The sequence below is a fragment of the Qipengyuania sp. NPDC077410 genome (assembly GCF_044543405.1).
Classification (GTDB): Bacteria; Pseudomonadota; Alphaproteobacteria; order Sphingomonadales; family Sphingomonadaceae; genus Qipengyuania; species Qipengyuania pacifica.
This window is the reverse complement of sequence record NZ_JBITWB010000001.1, coordinates 1595589-1615211: the sequence shown is the minus strand read 5'-3', so window position 1 is coordinate 1615211 and position 19623 is coordinate 1595589. Positions and strand designations below refer to the sequence as shown.

General features: G+C 56.1%; 14 protein-coding genes. 4 read left to right on the top strand and 10 right to left on the bottom strand.

Annotation, left to right across the window (positions count from 1 at the left end; genetic code table 11):
• Nucleotides 1-39 precede the first annotated feature (39 nt).
• Complete coding sequence (locus ACIGGE_RS07865; protein WP_196847796.1) at nucleotides 40-504, bottom strand: outer membrane protein assembly factor BamE; 465 nt, start codon at nucleotides 502-504, stop codon at nucleotides 40-42.
• Between the two features lie 162 nt (nucleotides 505-666).
• On the opposite strand from ACIGGE_RS07865, the gene ACIGGE_RS07860 reads away from it, so the two are divergent.
• From ACIGGE_RS07860 to map, 4 genes are all read left to right on the top strand, one after another.
• Nucleotides 667-1182, top strand: a complete 516-nt coding sequence (locus ACIGGE_RS07860; RefSeq protein WP_397489897.1) for a ubiquinol-cytochrome C chaperone family protein — start codon at nucleotides 667-669, stop codon at nucleotides 1180-1182.
• Nucleotides 1179-1715, top strand: a complete 537-nt coding sequence (locus tag ACIGGE_RS07855; RefSeq protein WP_397489896.1) for a YceD family protein — start codon at nucleotides 1179-1181, stop codon at nucleotides 1713-1715. Before ACIGGE_RS07860 ends, ACIGGE_RS07855 begins: the two co-directional genes overlap by 4 nt.
• A gap of 80 nt (nucleotides 1716-1795) precedes the next feature.
• A complete protein-coding gene (locus ACIGGE_RS07850) occupies nucleotides 1796-2005 on the top strand; it encodes a ParD-like family protein (RefSeq protein WP_397489895.1) in 210 nt (69 codons plus the stop codon).
• Between the two features lies 1 nt (nucleotide 2006).
• Complete coding sequence (gene map / locus ACIGGE_RS07845) at nucleotides 2007-2774, top strand: type I methionyl aminopeptidase (protein WP_397489894.1); 768 nt, start codon at nucleotides 2007-2009, stop codon at nucleotides 2772-2774.
• A 390-nt stretch (nucleotides 2775-3164) separates the two neighbouring features.
• Here map and ACIGGE_RS07840 read toward each other — a convergent pair whose 3' ends face one another.
• From ACIGGE_RS07840 to ssb, 9 genes are all read right to left on the bottom strand, one after another.
• A complete protein-coding gene (locus tag ACIGGE_RS07840) occupies nucleotides 3165-10889 on the bottom strand; it encodes a UvrD-helicase domain-containing protein (protein WP_397489893.1) in 7725 nt (2574 codons plus the stop codon).
• A 316-nt stretch (nucleotides 10890-11205) separates the two neighbouring features.
• On the bottom strand, nucleotides 11206-11823 hold the full coding sequence (locus ACIGGE_RS07835; RefSeq protein ID WP_397489892.1) for a hypothetical protein: 618 nt from the start codon (nucleotides 11821-11823) through the stop codon (nucleotides 11206-11208).
• A complete protein-coding gene (locus tag ACIGGE_RS07830) occupies nucleotides 11820-12440 on the bottom strand; it encodes a PglZ domain-containing protein (RefSeq protein ID WP_397489891.1) in 621 nt (206 codons plus the stop codon). The genes ACIGGE_RS07835 and ACIGGE_RS07830 overlap by 4 nt, the downstream gene beginning before the upstream one ends.
• A gap of 85 nt (nucleotides 12441-12525) precedes the next feature.
• Complete coding sequence (locus ACIGGE_RS07825; RefSeq protein WP_397489890.1) at nucleotides 12526-13464, bottom strand: hypothetical protein; 939 nt, start codon at nucleotides 13462-13464, stop codon at nucleotides 12526-12528.
• Nucleotides 13465-13629: 165 nt separating this feature from the next.
• Nucleotides 13630-14067 carry a hypothetical protein gene (locus ACIGGE_RS07820; RefSeq protein WP_397489889.1) on the bottom strand — a complete coding sequence of 146 codons (438 nt, stop codon included), beginning with the start codon at nucleotides 14065-14067 and terminating at the stop codon, nucleotides 13630-13632.
• A complete protein-coding gene (locus tag ACIGGE_RS07815) occupies nucleotides 14064-16079 on the bottom strand; it encodes a hypothetical protein (protein WP_397489888.1) in 2016 nt (671 codons plus the stop codon). Before ACIGGE_RS07815 ends, ACIGGE_RS07820 begins: the two co-directional genes overlap by 4 nt.
• A complete protein-coding gene (locus ACIGGE_RS07810) occupies nucleotides 16072-17634 on the bottom strand; it encodes a site-specific integrase (RefSeq protein WP_397489887.1) in 1563 nt (520 codons plus the stop codon). Before ACIGGE_RS07810 ends, ACIGGE_RS07815 begins: the two co-directional genes overlap by 8 nt.
• A complete protein-coding gene (locus ACIGGE_RS07805) occupies nucleotides 17631-18827 on the bottom strand; it encodes a tyrosine-type recombinase/integrase (protein WP_397489886.1) in 1197 nt (398 codons plus the stop codon). Before ACIGGE_RS07805 ends, ACIGGE_RS07810 begins: the two co-directional genes overlap by 4 nt.
• A gap of 236 nt (nucleotides 18828-19063) precedes the next feature.
• The gene (gene ssb, locus ACIGGE_RS07800) at nucleotides 19064-19588 is read right to left on the bottom strand and encodes a single-stranded DNA-binding protein (protein ID WP_397489885.1); all 525 of its coding nucleotides are present in this window, start codon (nucleotides 19586-19588) and stop codon (nucleotides 19064-19066) included.
• Between the last annotated feature and the right edge of the window lie 35 nt (nucleotides 19589-19623).

The window sequence follows — 19623 nt, the reverse complement described above, 5'->3', positions numbered from 1 at the left end:
ATATGGGGGGCATGAAGCGGGGGTCAAGCGGCGGGCGTGTCAGCCCGGCCCCTGACCACCCATACCCGGCGCGCCGACCGCACCGATATTGCCGAACAGGTCTTCGAGGAACGTGCGCTCCCGGCCCAGGGTCGGCGTGGTCGCACCGTCGGGGCTGAGATTGACGACCCTGTCCATCCCTGTGCGTTCGGCGGACACGACGTTGCCTGTCTGGTCGAACTTCACTGCCAATACGGAATGTTCTTCGATGCGCGGACGCACGAACGGCTTACGCCCGGTGGTGCTGGACACGTAGTACCAGGTTTTTTCGCCATATTGGCTTTCGAATGTCGGGCGGCCCAATGTACCGGCCACGCTCTGTTCGTTATCGATGCCCGGCTGAACCGACTGCACCAGCGCCGCATCGACGATGTATCCGCGCGGTTCGCGAATGGAGGTGCAACCGCTTGCGGCCACGGCAGCCACGCCAATGGCGGCGAGACCCAGAATTTTCGACCTGTTCATGGGAACAGCAAATCTCCGTATTCCGGCAGGTGCTTGGCCGCGGGCGGCCACCTGCCTATATGCTCGGGCAACGCCTTAATCCCAAAGCGTCACCCCATGCAACTCGGCAATGCGGGGCGCTTGGGGATCTCGGCCTGTATTGCCGCTGAACGGAGTAGTCTCTTGTCTTTCCTCGCCCGCCTTTTCGGCACCAAACCCGACCCGCGCGAAGAATGGCGCGTTCTGTGGCACCGCACCGTTGCCGAGGCCCGCGACCCCGACTGGTATCGCATGTGCGGCGTCGCCGATACCATCGAGGGTCGATACGACATGATCACACTGGTGTTGACCCTGGTCATGCTGCGGCTGGAAGACGAAGGCGGCCAAGGACCGGCGACCGCACGGCTGACCGAATTGTTCGTGGACGATATGGAAGGACAGATGCGTGAGGCCGGGATCGGCGATCCGACCGTGGGCAAGAAAATCAATGCTCTGATGGAGAGCATGAACGGCCGCATCGGCGCCTATCGCGAAGGACTGCGCAACGATCCCAAAGTGCTGATCGATGCCGTCCGCCGCAATGTGACGATGGCCCAGCCCGACGAGGCCGAGGCGCTGGTGCAGCGCATGGCCGCGCTCCACGCGCGGCTGGCCCGAACGAACCTCGATCAGTTGAAGGCCGGGGAGATCGCGGCATGAGCACACCCGAACTGAGCCGATTGGTAAAGCCACGCGCCCTGCCAAGTGAACCGATGCAAGTGGACGCCAGCGAAGCCGAACGCGCCGCGCTGGCCGAAAGGTTCGGCGTGACGTCCATTCCCGCACTTCACGCCGCCATCGAGTTCGGCATGAAGGACGAGGCCGTCTTGGCGAATGGCACCCTGACCGCGAGGATCGAACAGCCTTGCGCCGTTACGCGAGAGGAACTGATCTACGAGGTTGCGGAGCCGCTGACGCTGCGCTTCGTTGCGGCGGGATCGACGCCCGATTTCTCACCGGACGAGGAAATCGAGCTGGAAAGCGAGGACCTCGACGAGATCGAATACGAGGGCGAAACCTTCGATCTGGGCGAAGCAATTGCTCAGACGCTGGCGCTGGCCATTGATCCATATCGCGAAGGTCCCGGGGCCGATGAGGCACGCCGAAAGGTGGGGATCAAAAGCGATGAGGATCGGGTCGCAAGCGGACCGTTGGCCGAAGCGCTCGCATCGCTGACCACGAAAAACGACTAAGACGCCGCTTCGAAGCAGATTGACAATTTTCGCAGACCGCAAATATACGAATCATATATGGTTTGTATAAGGGCGATGATGTGGGCTTGGTAAAAATCGACGATGAACTACACGAGAGCGTGCGCCGCGCGAGTGCGGTCATGTGCCGCTCGATCAATGCGCAGGCCGAGTTCTGGATAAAGATAGGCCGCTTGGCCGAAGCCAATCCGACCCTGACTTTCAGCGAGATCGTGAAGCGCGAAATGGCGCACGTCCACGACGACGCAGAAGGTGCGGCCGAAGCTGCCTGACATGGTCAAAACCGCAGACGAAATCACCCTGATGCGCATATCGGGCCGATTGCTCGGTTCGGTGTTCGAGATGCTGGACACGATCAACCTTTGCGGCATGTCCACGATGCAGATCAACGACCTCGTCGAACACTTCATTACCGAGGATCTGGCGGCCCGCCCGGCCAGCAAGGGCCAATACGGCTTTGCTTACGTCCTCAACTGCTCAATCAACGATGTCGTCTGTCACGGGGTGCCGTCGGAGGACGAGATCGTAAGCGACGGTGACATCATCAATCTCGATATCACGCTGGAGAAGAACGGCTTCATCGCGGATTCGAGCAAGACCTATGTCGTCGGCAATGCCCCTCCGCCTGCCAAGCGGCTCGTGCAGATAGCGGAAGGCGCGATGTGGGCCGGCATCCGGAAAGTCCGGCCCGGGGCGCATCTGGGCGACGTCGGTTACGCAATCGAGAAACATGCTAGAAAACACGGCTGTACGGTCGTACGCGAATATTGCGGCCATGGCATTGGCCGGGAGATGCACGAAGAACCCCAGGTGCTGAATTTCGGGCGCCCCGGAAGGGGATTACGGCTGCGTGAAGGCATGACCTTCACAGTCGAACCGATGGTCAATCTCGGTAGTCGCCAAACCGTTACCCGGGACGACGGCTGGACCGTGGCGACCCGGGACGGAAAGCTGTCTGCGCAGTTCGAACATACGGTCGCCGTGACAGCAAGCGGCGTCGAGGTTCTGACGTTGCGAGAGGGCGAACGAAACCGCGCCTGATCCGCCCGATAGTGACAAGAAGACCATGGGGCCGATCAGGACAGCGAATATTATCCAACCGGATGACTGAATGGCACGCTTTACGTTTCAGCCACGCGCCGCAGAGCTGAAACGGGAGACTGCAGCCTAGAACGGGAATCACGGGGACCCAGCTGTAACTAGCGATGTAACTCAGAAATTTGCTAGAGAAATTAGTGGATTACAGAATTCTTCCTTTGTGGCCCTGTAACTTGTTGCCAGCCAGGTGCCGAGCTAGCCCATCGCAGAGCGATGGGTCCATGGCTTAACCTGCGAGCATTGCACAATGGCAGGTCCAGCGCTGCGCGATGATGGAGGGCTCCACGCTGGACCTGCCTCCATCAATCGCAGGCAGGATGGTTGGGCAGCCGTTTATCGAATGCGTCCTGATACCAAGACAACATATCCCCATCCGCGCTCAATCACTACCGGGCTCAGCTCGGTGTCCGTCGACTCTTTTGGGTAGAATCTAATCACAGCGCTGACCTGCAAGTCAGCATTATGATTTCCTGCACCATGCTTATTTGCCAGGAATCCTACTTGGCGCACTGCCCCCGATGCATTTCGATGGAACAGAGCCTTGTGAGCACCTTTCCCGCGGCCTCCGAGGATGATGGAATCCCCCATTTTGACTTCGCGCTCGATATACGCCTGAGATTTTTCCGGATCTTCATTGAAGAAGTTACGCTGCATGGCCCAACCCAGTCCAACATCTTCTGGTGAACCAATGAGCACACACCCTTCGGTTTGCTGGCCGTTAAATGATGCTGGAGAACTCTTTGCCCAACTGTATTCCCTGTCGCCGACGAATTGCCACAAATTGCCCTTGGCTCTGGTCATGGCGACATACAGAAGACGGGCCTCCTCAGCTGCGTCACCCTCTAAATCGGAAGATTTGCCATAGGGTCCATTCCCAAACGGAAGATTTGAAGGAAGCACGACGACATTATCGAATTCGAGACCTTTCACTTTATGAATGGTCGATACGACGACCGGCGGGGATGCTGAAGCGCCCCCCATTAGACGACCTAGGTCATCGCTGCGCAGTTCCTCAATAAAGCGGATTAGTGAAGAAATGTGCGGGAATGGCTGCTCTTGGGCGCAGAGGTCCCAAAGATTTTCCAAGCTGACCACTTCATCGTTCGACGGATTTGTCTCAGGGATATGCGTGTTGCGAGTAAATTGGCCGACAAGCTCTTCTGCCAACTGCACCGAGAGTGGGCGGTCGGATTTTGCAAGTTCCATTCGGAGAAAGTCGAGCCAAAGGCCTACATGACGGAGGTTGGCAACCCGTAGGTTAGCCGATCCTTGAACTAATATTCCGGATATATGCGGCTTGAGTAGCCGATGAACTTCAGCGACCTCAGCATTGGATCGACATAGGATTGCGAAGGACCTTCCTGCTCCCCTGTCCGTCTGCTTCCAAATATTCAGGGTTTCGTCGACCGCGGCGCCAAGCGATTTTCTACGCCAGTCTAGACGTTGACAGGCAGAGGCAACGGGTCCGCTTTGCAGAGAAATAAGGGTAGAGTTTTTCAAACGCTTTGATCGGTTCGATCGCTCAAAAAAGTCAGAAATCATTGCCTGGCTTTTTTGCACAATTTCGTTGCCAGAGCGGAAGTTCACCGAAAGCAAGAGCCGCTTAAACCGGTCACCACCAAAGTCCTGTGCGAAACGGTCGAAGTAAGTTTCAGAGAAGTTTCCTGCCGGGCGCTGCCACCGAAGGATATCCTGGTCATCGTCTCCGATCACCATGACGCCTGCGCGAGAACCGCTGCCCTCGTGCAAGGCACATAGAATGTCGTAAACCTCGTCGGTCAGATCTTGGAATTCATCGACTAGGATGCAACGGACATCGCCGGCGACGGCGCGACGAAACTCGGAATCGTTATTCATTCGCCGAGCAAACTCTGAAAGGGCCCCATCCATCATAGAGTCATCGCCTTGCCAGCCTTCTCGTGCGAGATGCCGCATGGCGAATGCGTGAATGGTCGAAACGCGGAGCCTTGAAGCGTAAGCCGCATAGCCTAGTGATTTGAAGAGATCGCGGACCCGCCGCTTGATCTCAAACACTACCGCCCGGTTGAACGCGAGCACCACGATCTGGGATGGATGGATGTGTTGCTCGCGGATTAGATGGACAATCCGTCCGACCAGCACGAAGGTTTTACCAGCTCCCGGACCGGCATTGACCAACAGATGGTGATCGAATGGATGGCGGACCGCCTCCCACTGTGCCGGCTCCTCGGATGTCTTGAATTTCTCGAAGAACTCTATCGCTTTCGTCGCGCGAAGCTTTTCCTGCATTTGCGCGATGATACTGGAAGCGCCCTGAACATCGCCGCCTTCGTTTGGCTCCTCGATTTCACCCAGTTGGGTTTCAAGGAAACCCTTGAGGCCCTTAGCGTCCGACTGGGAAAAATATCCGGTAATGAAGGCCTCTTGGGCATCGGTCCGCAGATTTGCGAACACTTCCATCGCCAGGTTTCGAGCTTCGGAAAAATCATTGATCTCGCCAAGCTCATCCCACGAACTTTCATCGGCGTCCAAGCAGTCGCGCAAGAGCACGACATGCGAAAACTGGACAAGATCGACCGTCATGCCGACCAAATTCATGGCTGCCAGAAGTCCGGCCGTCTTTTTGAAGTCCAGCTCGCGAAATTTTCCTCCCACGCTTGCTTGGCGAACCTCGTCAACAAGCTTGGAAACTGCGATTCTCTTTTCCGAACTTCTGAGAATGCCAAATACAGATTGAGCAGATTGAATGAGTGATCTTCGACGCTGATCAACTATGCGGTTTTTCGATGATGCTAGCGTAGCCTCCCATAAGACTGCGTCGTCGGCAGACGTAATTTGCCGAAGGTGAACGCCGGACGACCGCACCAAGGTCCGAAATCCATTGATGAAAGCACGCTCATACATTCTACGCCGGCGTCGAATATCTTCTTCATCCGCTCCCGAAGGCGTTCTTGTCCTACTTTCCTGGTCTTGTTTATCTGGCTGGCCTGCACCTTTCATAGCCACATTCAAAAAGAACGGTTCAATGTCGACCAAATCCGACGGATGAAATTCGACGTTGCCTTTCTTTGCAAGTCTGCCCAACAACCGCTTGGCGGCATCATCTATGAAACCGAAGAGTATCCGAATATCGTCTTCTTGTTCTGACGCCAATCGCCTTAGGGAGAACTCGATTTCCCTGTTCAGCGACACACCGCCGCGCTTCTCTAGATCGAGCAAACCGGCAAAGACGTCGTCATTAGATTTCATAGAGCGGAGTTGAAATCTGATCTGGGAGAGATTGACGACCGCTGTTTGACCTAATTGATCGCCAATATCGGGATGGGAGGAATTCGCTGTCAGGCGGCCAAGAGACTGTCTAGGTCCGATAGTGGACGTTTGACTGAGGGCTCGTTTCGAAGAACCTTTGAAGACCAACCCCACTATATCGGCTAGGTTGTGGAGCAAACGACCAAGCAGGCCCGTTGTATCTTTTTCGATGCTGGCGCTGTTTTGCGAAGCACCTTTGCGATCATTGTAAGTCTGTGCGTCCTCAAGGTGAAGCAACAGGTCGGCCAACTCGGCTAGCGGCCCATCCTCTTCTGCAATTTTTTTCAGTATCTCGGGAGAGAGTCCGATCGTCAAAACATCGGCAAGCGAGCCAAACAGCGTAAGACGCTCCGCACGTTCCAGCCAGTAGATGGCCATTCGGAGCCGCGTGGCGGCTGCCCGCCTCTCGGTTTCAGTCTCTGGCGGCTTGTAGCCCTCGGCGGGAACGACCGCGAGCAACTGGCCATCGACTTCATAAGCCTTATCTCGGATTTCCGAGAAGACGTCATCGATATCCTGCCTCTGTAGGGTATTTTGGGCTCGAAGGTCGCGAATATGTTCGAAGTCTTCGTTGGAGAACGGAAGCAGGGCGCTGAGGTTATTAAGGTTCGCCCGCTCCCTTTCTTCCTTGCCGCGCCCGATCCGGCCAACTTCTTGAAGATAGTCTTCCAGATAGCTGGGCGGTGACAGGTGGACGACCCAATGGATATCGGGAATATCCATGCCCATCCCGAATGCCTTGGTAGCTACAAGAACATCCAGTTCTCCATCACGGAAATCGGCATAAACCTCTTCCTTTGTCGCTGCATCCATTCCAGCATGATAGAATTCAGCATTGGCTCCGCTGCCGTCTGAAAGTCGCCGGGCAAGCTCCTCTGCGAGCCGTCGCGACGGGACAAAAACTATGACAGCGCTGCGTTGTCCGGTGTCGACATGGTTTTGTGCGGCGTCGGCAATTGCCTTTTCGATGACCGGCAGGCGCTCCGCCAGCGCTCTTTCAAGATCGTCTCCCCCGACCCTACCGCGGACCCTATGCGGCAGGATCGAGATATGCGACCTGATCGGATGAGCAAAGTTTTCCGGTCGGACCAGCGTCGGCATCCGGCTTTCGTCTGGCACCTCAGACAGGATAGCTTCCAACCGTTCTTTATCGGACGCCGTAATCGTTGCGGACAGAAGTAAAAACGGTGTCGGTTCATCGCCTGTGATCGCGCTGCACTTTCGCAGCAGAAGTTCCGTTGCGTAAAAGTAGTCAGGCCGGAATTCGAAGCCCCATTGATTTACGCAGTGCGATTCATCGATGACGACATGATCCAACCCCTCATCCGAACTCATTCTTTTGTCGAGAACATCTAGAAAAACAGCACTTCTGAGACGTTCCGGCGCGACGTATAATAGGACGATCCGATGATCTAGGACGCCTTGCATGACTTCATCAATTTCATGCTTGGGTCGGTCACCGCTCAGGAAATCCACCGATTCCGCAAAGCCCAAGTCACGCAATCCTTCAACTTGGTCGCGCATAAGAGCCTTCAAGGGGGAAATGACCAATGTCAGACGTCTGTTTCTCAGGCCTCGGCAAAGCGCCGGCACTTGAAACAAGACGGACTTTCCTTCGCCGGTCGGGAGCGAGATAAGCACATTGCTAGCTCGGCCGCAGATCGCTTCCATTGCCGACTGCTGTGAAGCTTTGAAGCCTTCTATGTGCTTTGGCGCCCCGTTTTTCGGATTCCAGTTTTCGACGAAGAAGCGTTCCATAGACGCGAAATCCGTCGGCGCTTCCTCTCGAGTCAGTTTGAACGGTGATAGCGCGATGTTCACGCGTTCAATTTCATCGGCGGTCAGGGCTTTCTCGCGAAGAGGAACCGTATCAACGAGCGATTTCAACTCATGAGCAATGCCGGCAAGGCGCGAATCTATAAGGGTTACTGGCTCCCAGACGTTGGAGATCTTGGTGTTGGTCAGCCAGTCAGGCAAATGCTGTGCCACCAGCGATGGCATGGCTTCGAGAATGGCCCCAGTGCCGATCGTTTGAGGTTCGATCGAGGTTTCACGTGGGGCGATTGTTTGGTCTGGGTTGTCAGAGGCGTCAGTTTGAACGCCACATTGGCGAGAGCAGGCATACCATTCTTCGAGAGGCAGAGCTTCGACAACTGGTTTCAGATCGACTTCCGCGCTTTCGGCTTTCTCAAGCCAATCGTGCCAGTTGGTCAGCAGGTCCACGACTGCGTAGCCCCGCCGAGTTGCCCGCAGGAGGTGTTCCCGCTTGCTCCTGTGGTCTGGGCGAACCTCACCCATTCCGAGTTCGGCCAGTGCCACTTCGAGCATTTTCACCAGCTCGGGACTTTCCGAACTGCCGATGAGTAGAAGCGGCGTTACTCGGCTTTTCTGCTGCGCTATTTCGCGAAAGGTCCGCAGCACTTCTGTCCAGTAACCAAGCTGGTCAAATGCCCCTGGATGCAAGACATGATGTCGTCTTGTTGCAAGGACAACCTGGACAGAAACAGCTGATACGGCAGTTGTCGGAAGGCGCTTCACCCCTTTCGGAAGTTGCCACGTTGTAAAGGTTCGCAGTCCGCCACTTCGCTCCAGGACGTGGGCAGCACGATCTGTCTTTACCCAGTCTGTGATGCCATCCTGGCTTTTTAAGCGTGTCAATGAAGCTGACTGCCAATCTGGTATAGAAGGGCTGGCAACATCGAACGCTGCTTTATCGCGATAGGTAATAAAAGATTGCTGATCCCTTGCTGCCAAACGCAACCTTTCAAGGTCGGCATCGCGCCACCATTCGGGCCGCGAGGGCATCGGAGCCACGCGCCAGCCATCTTTATGTTGAGGCACCACGGCGCAGCGATCCAGCGCTTCGGCCAGCGCGGTTTCTCCTTCAAGCAGCCAGAAGGGGATCATATTGCGCCTGATGGAAATGCCTAGTTTTGCCGCCATCCGGACGACGCCGATAGCCACTTGTGCCGCGGGTCGATTCAAACTTCCCTCTTCGGCAATACGTTCAAACGCTTCGACATCGATCTGTCGTAACTTGTAGGGAAGACCTTCATAAGGATCGGCCGGCATCACCGATACATTAGGAATCCAATCGAACTCTCGCAGCCGTTCCCCAGGGAAAATGAGAAGCCCGTCCGGTTCGACAGCCCCGGACAATTCCAGCGGCAGTTTGCGGGCATATTTCGCCTTGCCCTGTAGCGCTTGAGAGATCCCCTCGAGCAGTTGACCGGTATCGCGAAACTTCCCGGTCAAGACCGAGCACGCAATTTCCGGGTCGAGCATCGATAACTGCTTCTCGAATAGCTCTCTGGCGGCCAAGGCATCGTCCTTGGCGTGATGATTACTTCCTAGGGCGTGCGTAGGCGCTTGAGGGTTCAGTAAAAACTGAACGAGCATCGTGTCCCAGATCAGTGGGGTGAATTCCGAAGATGTATGGCGAGCAATGATAGGCCAATCCCAGGTCAGGAAGTTGTGCCCGATCACCAAAGGGGCCGAACGGATTTGGCTATGCAAATCGGAAAGGGCCGTAGCGAGCTCGTCGTCGGATCCGCGATCGTAGAGTTGGCGCGCAAGATTCGCCTGTGCACACCCAATTTCCCAAATGCTTTCGCCGTCAGTTTCAAGGTCAACCGAGAGCGCTTCGCTGGTTAGAATGTCGGTGAGTTGGGATGTGGAGGGTTTTAACGCAGCTAGATCCTCTGGAGTCGCGCGCCACGCCGCCAGGTAGCCGTTCCTTCTTTCCTGCGGCAGATGTCCAAACAATGCCAAAGCAATGGCGGGATGCCGCTTTGCCCACTGCTCTACCTCCGTCGGCGAGAGGATGGCATTTCCAGCTAGCCTCGCGAGCCAATCTTCGACCAACCCACAAGTCTCGATTGTTTCGTCCAGCAGCTTTTGAGCTAGATCTCGTTCGATGGTTTCCGTGCCCTGAAACCAAGGGCCCCAATCATCGCCGTCGTCGGAACACCCTGCCCCGCACCTTCGTAGAAGGTGCCATTCCATTAGCCGAACCTTTAAGGGGTCATTCGCTGTTTGCATCCAGGACACATCCGGATCACCAAGGGATGCTAGCTGCCGAGGCTCAAATAGGCTGAAATCAAAGGTTTGTTGCGGATGGTCTGAGTGCAGCTTTGCCGCAAAATCGTATTTGCTTCGAGAAAGCCGGTTCCAGAACGTGCCATTAGCAAATTCGCCAGCATCAATTTCACCTAATCGAGCTTTCCAAACCTCTTCGAGAACGTCGTCATCCAGATTGGCCGGCGCACCGTTTGGCCATTGTTTGGAATACCAGTCAGCATGCAGCAAACGCCATAAGGCTGCCCACTCCAAAGACCTAAGGCGATCACGGCGCAGCGCACTGAATTCAATCTGATTTGCGGGGCGTTCATGGGTGAATGCCAAGACTTCAGCTACCGGACACCAGCGCACCGCTTCCTTGCTGGATTTCCTGCGCGGATCACTTCCCGCAATGAAAATTACTGCGGCATTGGCAGGAGGAAGATCAATTGCACCGGTTTGACGCCCGGCGTGCCCCTTCAGGTGAAAGAAGAATTCATCCTTTCCGGAGCCTGTCGAGATGAAACCAAACCCCCGATCTTCTTCGGTGCGAGTGACTCGTCCGATCAAAGGAAGTTCGAGGATTAGGTTTTCCGTTCTATCTTTCTTACGTGGTTGATTGGCGCGACCAGAGGTTCGGCTGTCAGTCTGGCCGGCACTTGGGGATCCCGCCAAGCTGATTCCCTTTAGCTGATCCCCTAAAGATTTCATCCGATACGCCCTGACGATATAAGCTTGAAGAACAACCTCAAACGAATGGCCGACCCCTAAAAGCGGAGCATCATTCGCCCTGAAGCGATCATACCTTTGGGTGCCTTGTAGGAAGAAGGTTGCGCTTTACCAAATACGTGTTCAGGATCGAATGATCTGTCGAATAGTATATGGTGCCGCGGTCAACCTCAGCCGCGCTTCGACATCGGATGGAACGCCAAAGCCGATGGTGAAGTGATGGGGTGGTCTGTTCCCCGCATCATTAACACCATGGGGCCATCGCTGCGCAAAAAGGATGGCTCGTTGTTGAGCCTGTCTATTTCTGCTTCGCGAATGGGAATAGCAAAGGATCACTGGGACGCAATGGCGACACGCTGCGTCTCGATCGATTGGCTGCTTGATCAAGAATCTCCCGCGCTTCTTGGCCGATGGCCGCCCTGGGTGCTGACGAGAGCCGTTTATCGGGCATTCGCTCAAGCATCCCCCACGAGATCATGGTCTTGAAGCAGTAGCTAGTCGCCTGGTCGATCGTGCTCCGCTTGCCGTGCAGCTCAAACATCCGCCGATGGACCTCACCTGCGCTGCAGCTCTCTTGGAGTCGAACGAGTCGTCCAACATGCTCCATGACTTGTCGAAAGTAGGGGTAGGCACCGATGGCCACCGCTTCGAAAGCGGCTATGCGATCGCCGTCAGCCTTGGTGGCTAGTGCAGCCGCTTGCTTCGCTAGTTGCCGGCCTGATGGATCGCCGGGAAACCACATCCGGTTGAGGATCCCTATAACCTTTCGCTGCACCTGTTTGCCGGCGATGTCGTCCGCTAGACGTGCATGCACGCCATCAATCGTCATTTCGCCGCGAACGACGCTCGCGCAAAGCGCCATCCAGTCGGCGTCGATATAGCGGTCCATGCCGATACGGGGATGGTCGATGGTCACAATTTTTCCTTCCTTGAGATTCTCACGAAGGGGACGATCACCTCCTCGATTGCAGTTCCTCCATGGACGACGGCAGACTTTCCCGGAAGAATGAAGCCTTTCCCTTCCGGAGCGAACAGCGGCCGATATGATTCCGGCAATCCACCTGGCTGTAGGATGCGGGATCCGGCGATCGTTTCGGCAGACTTCTGCCTAAGCGCTTCGCTGTCATAAATCCGCGAGCGTTCCCCACGCGCCTCGGCCAGAACGCCTTCCGAGGGGCGCCCCATTCCAACGATATCTACATTGCCGTGATCGGCCGTGAGGTAGATGCTGTATCCAGCATCTACGAGCGAGGAGACGAGTTTCGACCACTCCCCGAAATCAAGCCAGTGCTCAATTCTTTTTGTAAGCCCCTGTTTCCCGAACAGCTCGCCGTGCAGCATCTCATCGATAGTGTCGACGACGACGCCAATGATCTCGATTCCATTGTGGAACGCTGACCCTAGAGCCGCCTCGCTCGACCCTTTCTCGCCAAGTCCCTTGGCAAAGAGGATCTGACGTTCGGACAGTCCCTCATTGACCCAGAAGCGCTTCCATACTCGCCGCAGCAGCTCAAGATCAGCATGGTCCTTCATCTTTCCGGGATTCTAGGAAGGAAGAATTATCAAACCAAGTGTTTTTCGCATTTTCCGACGACGGTGTAGATGCCGTGCGGTGTTGTCAGTTATCGGCAAACTTCTGCAGATGCCTCACAATTGTAGCCTCGATACGCGCGCGCTTGAGGAATAGTTGGCGCATGCGCTGATTGTATTCCGCTCGAACTGCCTCATTTGCGGTGCCTCCGAAATGCGTGGACTGCCAGAGAAAATCGCCGTCGAGCATCAGGCGCAAGCTTCGCTTAAACTCGTTAGACGACCCAGCATACCGGAGGTCGTCGACAAGCAGTGGCTCAAGACTCCGCAACGCGACGCCCCTCCAGGACATCTGCCCGACGGGCTGACCATCTGCGGGCAACTCTACACTTTCACCTGGATCGACAGGCAGGCGTAGCTCCGTAGGGCCGAAGCGGGTCAGCCTGTAAAGAGCGGCACCGCCGTAAATCGCAAGCGCGTCGATGAAGATCTCGTCATGCAGGCTAATACCAGAGACCCACTGCAAGGTCTGTGGAGGTCGCCTGACCCCACGTTGGGAGGCAGGCGACTGTCTCATCGTTTCGGGCAACGCGAGATCAGATTGCCACTCATGGGCTTCGCTCCATCCTTCGTGCAGATCAACTGGGTCCCACACCGCATCGATGAATTCCTGTGGGTCAGTCTTGCTGGCATAGAGCAACATAGCGGTAAGCTGATTGGTCTTGAACAGGGCGGCATCCGGTGCAGGGCCGCCTTGGTTTCTCCACATTCGATCGCGGACTAAGAGCCCGAGCATGCTGTGCAACTGGGTAATTGCCGATCCTGGTCCTTTGCGCCGGTAATCCTTGTCAGGCAACGACAAGAAGGGAATGCCATTCGTCGTGGTGGTTTCCGTGCGGATGACCAATTCCCAGTCATTTTCCGATACTGAGATTATTTCCTCGTCACCGAATTCCAGGACCTTAGGGACAATCTGCCGCAGTTCATCGAACAGCGCCTCGCGGGCAGCCGGATAGCTTGAGGGCATAATACCTCCTTGGGCGCAGAAGCACCGGGTTGAAAAACGAAGATGATTTGTTGGGCGGGCGAGCTAACCTACCGCTGCGGGCGGCTAGTTACTCGCTGCTGGTAGCCGCAGCACGTGTTGGCAGAGTCGCTGCGGCTCAATTCGGCACGTGAACGCCAGCGTTCTTCAGGCCGAGTTTTCGGTGTGAGAGATGAGGGGTGCGATGGGTCTTTCCAATCGATCAGCTGGAAATCCCATCAGTTTGGCATTGTGGCGAAAACGGATAACCATCTCTTGTAATTGTTCGACCTGAGCCGTCTTCTCGGCGAGGAGCTGCTCAAGACGTTTTATCCGCTGTTCTAAAACCACCGCTTCCGCTGATTTTGAATTGGCTGGCTTGCCCGCTTTCGCCTTGCGACGGTCGAAAGCGGTCTTGATAGCATCCTTCTTGAGCAAGCCCTGTCGGGTGCACCGAATACCGAGGCAACTGGCGACTTTTCTTTCAAGTGCCGAGGCGCTGAATGCCCCCCATTCCTCTTTCCACTCCTCGATAAGAAGGACGACGCGATCCTGCACACCTTGGGTGAGGGCATCGCGCTTACGTCCTTTTCCGGTAGCGCTCATACTGTGTCCTCCAGTCCGGGGCCATCGAAGTGGCGGGGTGAAACTGTTGTTGGTTGAACCAGCGTCCCGTCGGGAACTTCCGGATCCTGGTGAACAGCAAGGATGCGCTCGCAACCGGCAATCGATTGCTGAAGCGCATTGAGGTGGTTGGACGCGCCGACTGTGTCATCTTCGACCTCGGCCTGCACACGCTCCAGCAGCCAACGATTGTCGGCCAAGCGTTGCTCGGTTCGCAGCTTGCTATCTTCGTTGCCTTTTTCGACCAGACAGAACTCGCAGGTCTCGCAAGCTTGGAATTCCGGGCACGTGGAGCTGATCCAGTCAAGGTCGCAAAGCCCAATGTCCGTTACGTGCGCCGTGGCGAGCACCGTATCGCGAAAGGATGCTCGGTCTGCCGGCTCCTTTCGATCGTGTAGGTCTGCAAGTGCTCCCTGTATTTTCCCTTCATCCATCATTCCTCGAAACCGTTCTGCGATTTCAAGTCCAGTCAGATGATCGTATTCGCTGTTCTGTTGGATATCGTCTCGACCGGACCATCGGGCCACCAAGGCCTGATCCAGCCCGCCAGCCTGCGCAAGGGTATTGAGCCAGTGCCTGAATTGGTGGCTGGTCATACCCATTGTCGAACCGTCTTGCTGCGGCGGGCTCTCGAACTTCTCGAAAACCGAAAGGGTGCGTCCACGTGTTGATCTGCGACCTCCAAGGAAATCGGCGAGGTGCTGATCGCGGGTCAACGACAACAGGCAGGGATTGGTAGCCTTACGGCTATGGTGGAAGTTGAGATGCACGAGGAGGAGATGGTCGCTGAGCTTCATGCCGCGGCGATCATCGGCCACCTTTACCACTTCCTTCAGGAGAGCTTGCTCAAGATCCAGTCGAGAAATGCGAACCTTGCGTCCAGTTGCGTCGATGCCTCTCAACATTAGCCACTGACGCCCGGACTTGGCACACGGCCCCATCCCGCACATTTCAGCGACTTCGGCTTTCGTATAGGACTGCCACGGGCCTAGGTCAGGGCCCGGAAGGAAGGCGCGACCGGGATGCTCTTCCAACCAGCGTGCGAGCTCTCGTGCCGGCTCGGTATGACGGCGAATGTCAGCAATCGCGCTGCGAGCAACATCGACCATCACTGTCGGGATCCATTTGACGTCGGAGTCGGAGGACTTCTCCTTCCAGTATCGCAAGCCGTAGCGCATGACTGGCTTGCCATTCTGATCGAAAACGTCGCCGTTCTCATCGGCTTTCTGTTCCTCGACCTCGCAATCGGCATGGAGGGCAAGCACCTCTCCGATGCGCCAAGGCGCGCAGTGAAGCAGCTTGATTACGCTCATGCAGACCACATCACTGGGGTCTGTCACCAAGTGCGAAAGACGGGCCAGTTCGTCGAGCACATCGGACGTTGGCAGCTTGCTCTCGCGCGCATCGTTCGCGTGTTTGCTGATCCGGCTGAGCGCGTTGGCCTGGCGCTTTAAGGGGTTGCGCCAGTTAAGGCGAGAGGCCGACAAGCCGTGCCGATCAATCGTGTCCGCGATCGTCTGGAGGGCGCAACCTAGCCTGTAAGCGGTCGTCGGGGATGAGCGTTTCTGGACCGCAATCACAGCCGCTGCGAAATCCGCGTGCGTCAAGCGGGCCGGGTCGTGCCCGCGATCACCGAGTTGATCGTAGAGATCCCGCGCCGCATTGATGATGCGACTGAGGGGCCCGTCTCCTTGGGGTCGACTATCCTGCTTTCGGCGGATGAGAGCCTTGATGAAGCTGGCGAAGGGCTCGGCCATGGGCACTCTACCCTCGATGCTTTTCGCTTCTCCATTGGCATGGGTGGTGAAGTAGAGGACCGCCTTCTGAGCCGCCTTGCTCACCGGTCGTGGACAATGCGTCGTTACATCCCAGTCCGCTCGATCCCAATCGAGGTTGGTGCCGAATGCGGCACAATCGTAGCGAGCCTGCGCGACGAACGCCTCCAACCGTTCAAGCGCGTTGCGCTCGGGCCGGGTAATTAGCCGGTCAGCCATGCTGCTCCGCACGCTTGTCGGCGATGCGCTGGATTACACCTGCGACTTCGATGATCACGTGATCGTTCATGGCGATCACCTTCTGATTGAGTCCTCGTTCCACACTCTTTTCCCTTCTCCTCAATAGGCTCTCCAACACCAGATCATGAGGTCCATCCATCCAAGGCTGGAACATGGGACAGGTGTAACATGCCAACGGTGCTGCGCTGACGTTGCAGAAGCTGTGATTACCGCAGGTGCCGACAGGCTCGGTTAGGCCCCTCTCACGGTCACCGTGGTAGACCCGGCTCCCGCTCACATCACCGCGGATTGCACTAGCCTCGTTCTGGACTAGCTTGGCGAACGCCTGGGCGCGCGGTGCGAGCGCGAGGGCCATTGTCTGATCAAGGTGCTCGACAATGTTGGAATGAACATCGAAATAGACGCCGACGTTCTGGAGATCGGTGTGGTCCAGAGCTTCAGCTACTTCGTAAGCGGAGGCGCCGTTGTCGATTGCACGCGTAGCTAACGTATAGCGAAATCGTCTGGTAGACACAGCTAGAGGATGACCCGTCCGTGACAGAACGCCTAGATGTTGAACCGAGAGCTTCAGCAGATTGGTGATCTGGCCACGCGTCGTATGCCATGCCCATTCGGCAAGTGGGTGATTATGACCAAAGGCCGGCGCCTTTGCACGGAACAATGGTCTTGCCGCATAATCATCTTTTTCAGCGGGATGTGTGGTCTGATTCTGAGCAATCAGTTCGGCTATCACCTGTCCGACGAAGGGCGTCAGCCGCCGCTCCCTAAACTCGGCCCTATGCTGGACATGACCTTTCTTGTGACGCGGGACGCGTAGGATGTATGCGACAACTTGATCGCCAATTGTCTCCTCGCGCAGATCTTCTTCTCGCAAGCTAGCATATTGACCGGCATTGCTGCCTGTCGTCAGCGCCAGCCAGACGATGGCTTGTTCCTCGAGCGGGATGCTGCAGTTCACTCGTGCTGATCGCAGGGCAGAGGTCAAACTGGCAACCTCTTGCGCATCAAGGGGCCCTTTGGTTGGGTCCTTTGATCGAACGGCTTGTCCTTTCGGGTTGCCGCCGATGACAATATCACCGAGCTTGTCCGCGACATCAGTCGAGAATTGACTATAGCCCTGTGCCGCGCACCAACGATAAAGTTGCCTTGAGTAGTGAAGCTGCCATTGCTGCTGCTTGCTGAGAGACGCTCGTGCTTCGCTGAACGCTAGATACGGAATTTCTACGCATTTCTCGTCGGCTTCTCTAAACGCTGACGTTCGGGTGAAAACCGCCACGAACCTGAACGAGTTGAAAACACTCATCGGCGACTGGGTCGTGACAAGCCAAGCGAAGTAACGTTTGAAACTCGCCTGCAACTCCTTATCGGTGATTTCGTGAAGTGCCCAATCCAACGACAGTTTCGCCGTGGGCTCGTTTAGCGACCATCGATCACCAGAGATATCTACGGGCATACCGCGCCGATCGATAACGACGGAAGGCAGACTGGCTTCGCTAGAGTGAGCTAGGTGCCTTTTATTTGCAGCGCGGCTCATGTGGCGATCTCCGAGAGATTCTGTTGCATTCCCATGAGGAGCTGCGACGCTTGGCGTTCAATTTCACGCTGTGAGTATTTGACCGACTGCTGAGAGGTCTTTGTCCAACCCATGATGTAGTTGTTCACCTGTTGAGCGAGGGCGTCTTTAAGTCCCCGTTCCTTGGCATTTGCCATAAAACGGTCGTTCCAGGTGTGGCGTAAGACGTGCGTGGAGAAGTCGGAAGGGAAGTCGTCCGGGAAGCGCTCCCTGATTAAAACAAACATATCGTAGACGCTTGCGAGCGAAAGCGGCTGTCCGTTCCGGCTTTCGAGGACAATGAAGGGTGACTTCTTGGCGCCGGGCACCTGAGAGCGGTGCTTGGTTATGTAGGTGTGTAGGGTCTGAGCGAGTAAGGTGCTTATCGGCAATGTCCTGCCAGCCGTCTTTACGAGAGGCTGATCCTTTCGAGGATCGCTGGGATCTCCAGGATTGGGTTCAATTGTGATCCTGGGGTCTTGATGTAAATTTACGTGGTTGGCCTTCAAGACCAACGATTCCGCTCTCCGTATCCCGAGTTCATAGAAGAGCAGGAAGAGCATGAAATTGCGGTAGCGCGTCTCGGCATAGAACGGATTCTCAGGCGAGTCAGGCCGGACGATCTCGAAGAGCCGGACTTGCTGCTCCTCCGTCAACCCGAGCCGCACTTTTCCAGCACCCTTTCGTTTTAGCGCCTTCAACTGCTTCTCGATCTGCTGAAACCGCTGGTTGATAGCCGGGACGCGCGGGTCATCTATCTTCATGGCCTGCGCCACACCTGCCGCCCGCCAGCGGATGTAGTCTGTCACCCAGTCGACCCGGTTGGCCTGCGTATCCCCGAGCACGTTACCGGGGAGTATCTGGTCGTCTACAATTACCTTCTTACGCTTGCTCTGCCCTAAGGCCGTAGCAAGACTTTCGATCTCAGCTTGGCTAAAAAGATCGCCGCTTCCGAAACGCTCGTCGACATCGATCAGACAAGCTTCCGCCCACTCGAGGAAAAGGCCGATAGCTCCCACCCGGCTTTTGCTAGAGTTGATTGACTTGGTCCGGTGGTAAGCAAGGCTGAAGTCAATGACGTCGAGAACGGGTAGTTCGGTCTCACGATCAACCAGCAAGGGAAAGCGCTCGCCACTGTCTAAGCGGATGGCTTTAGTGCGGTAAATCGTCTGCATTGATGTTCCCCCAATGTTCTGAATGACATGGGAGATTCATCAATGAACTTCAAGCGCTTGTTGGAAATGTCCCAGTCAAAGACATAATACGAGAAGGGCTTCCTACAGTTACACCTGCAGGAAGCCCTTACTCATTCAATCTGATGCCGATGAATTAGTTACGGTGTAAATCTCGTTTTTCTGCAATTAACCAGTGACTTAACTAGGCTTTGTTACAGAAAGAGAGATACCCCTAACTAAAACGGAATGTCGTCATCCAGATCGTCATAATTGGACCCGCCGCCGGAACTGCGCGCGCCGCCACCCGACGATTCGCCGCCCTGGTTCCAGCTGCCTGAGCTTCCGCCCCCGCCCTGATCCCACGAACTGCCACCGCCACGCTGGCCACCGCCGCCACTGCTGCCGCCCTGTGCGCCATCGAGCATGGTCAGCGAGCCGTTCATGCCGCGGATGACCACTTCGGTGCTGTAACGATCGTTGCCGGATTGATCCTGCCACTTGCGCGTCTGTAGCTGGCCTTCGATGTAGACCTTGCTGCCCTTGCGCAGAAAGCGCTCCACCACGCCGACGAGACCTTCGGAGAAGATCGCGACAGTGTGCCATTCGGTCCGTTCCTGGCGTTCGCCGGTGTTACGATCCTTCCACGTTTCGCTGGTCGCGATGCGCAGGTTCGCGACCTTGCCGCCGTTCTGGAAGCTGCGGATTTCCGGGTCTGCGCCCAGGTTTCCGATCAGCATGACTTTATTGAGGCTTCCGGCCATCGAATCGTCCCTTCGTAATCTGTTGGCGAAGGGCC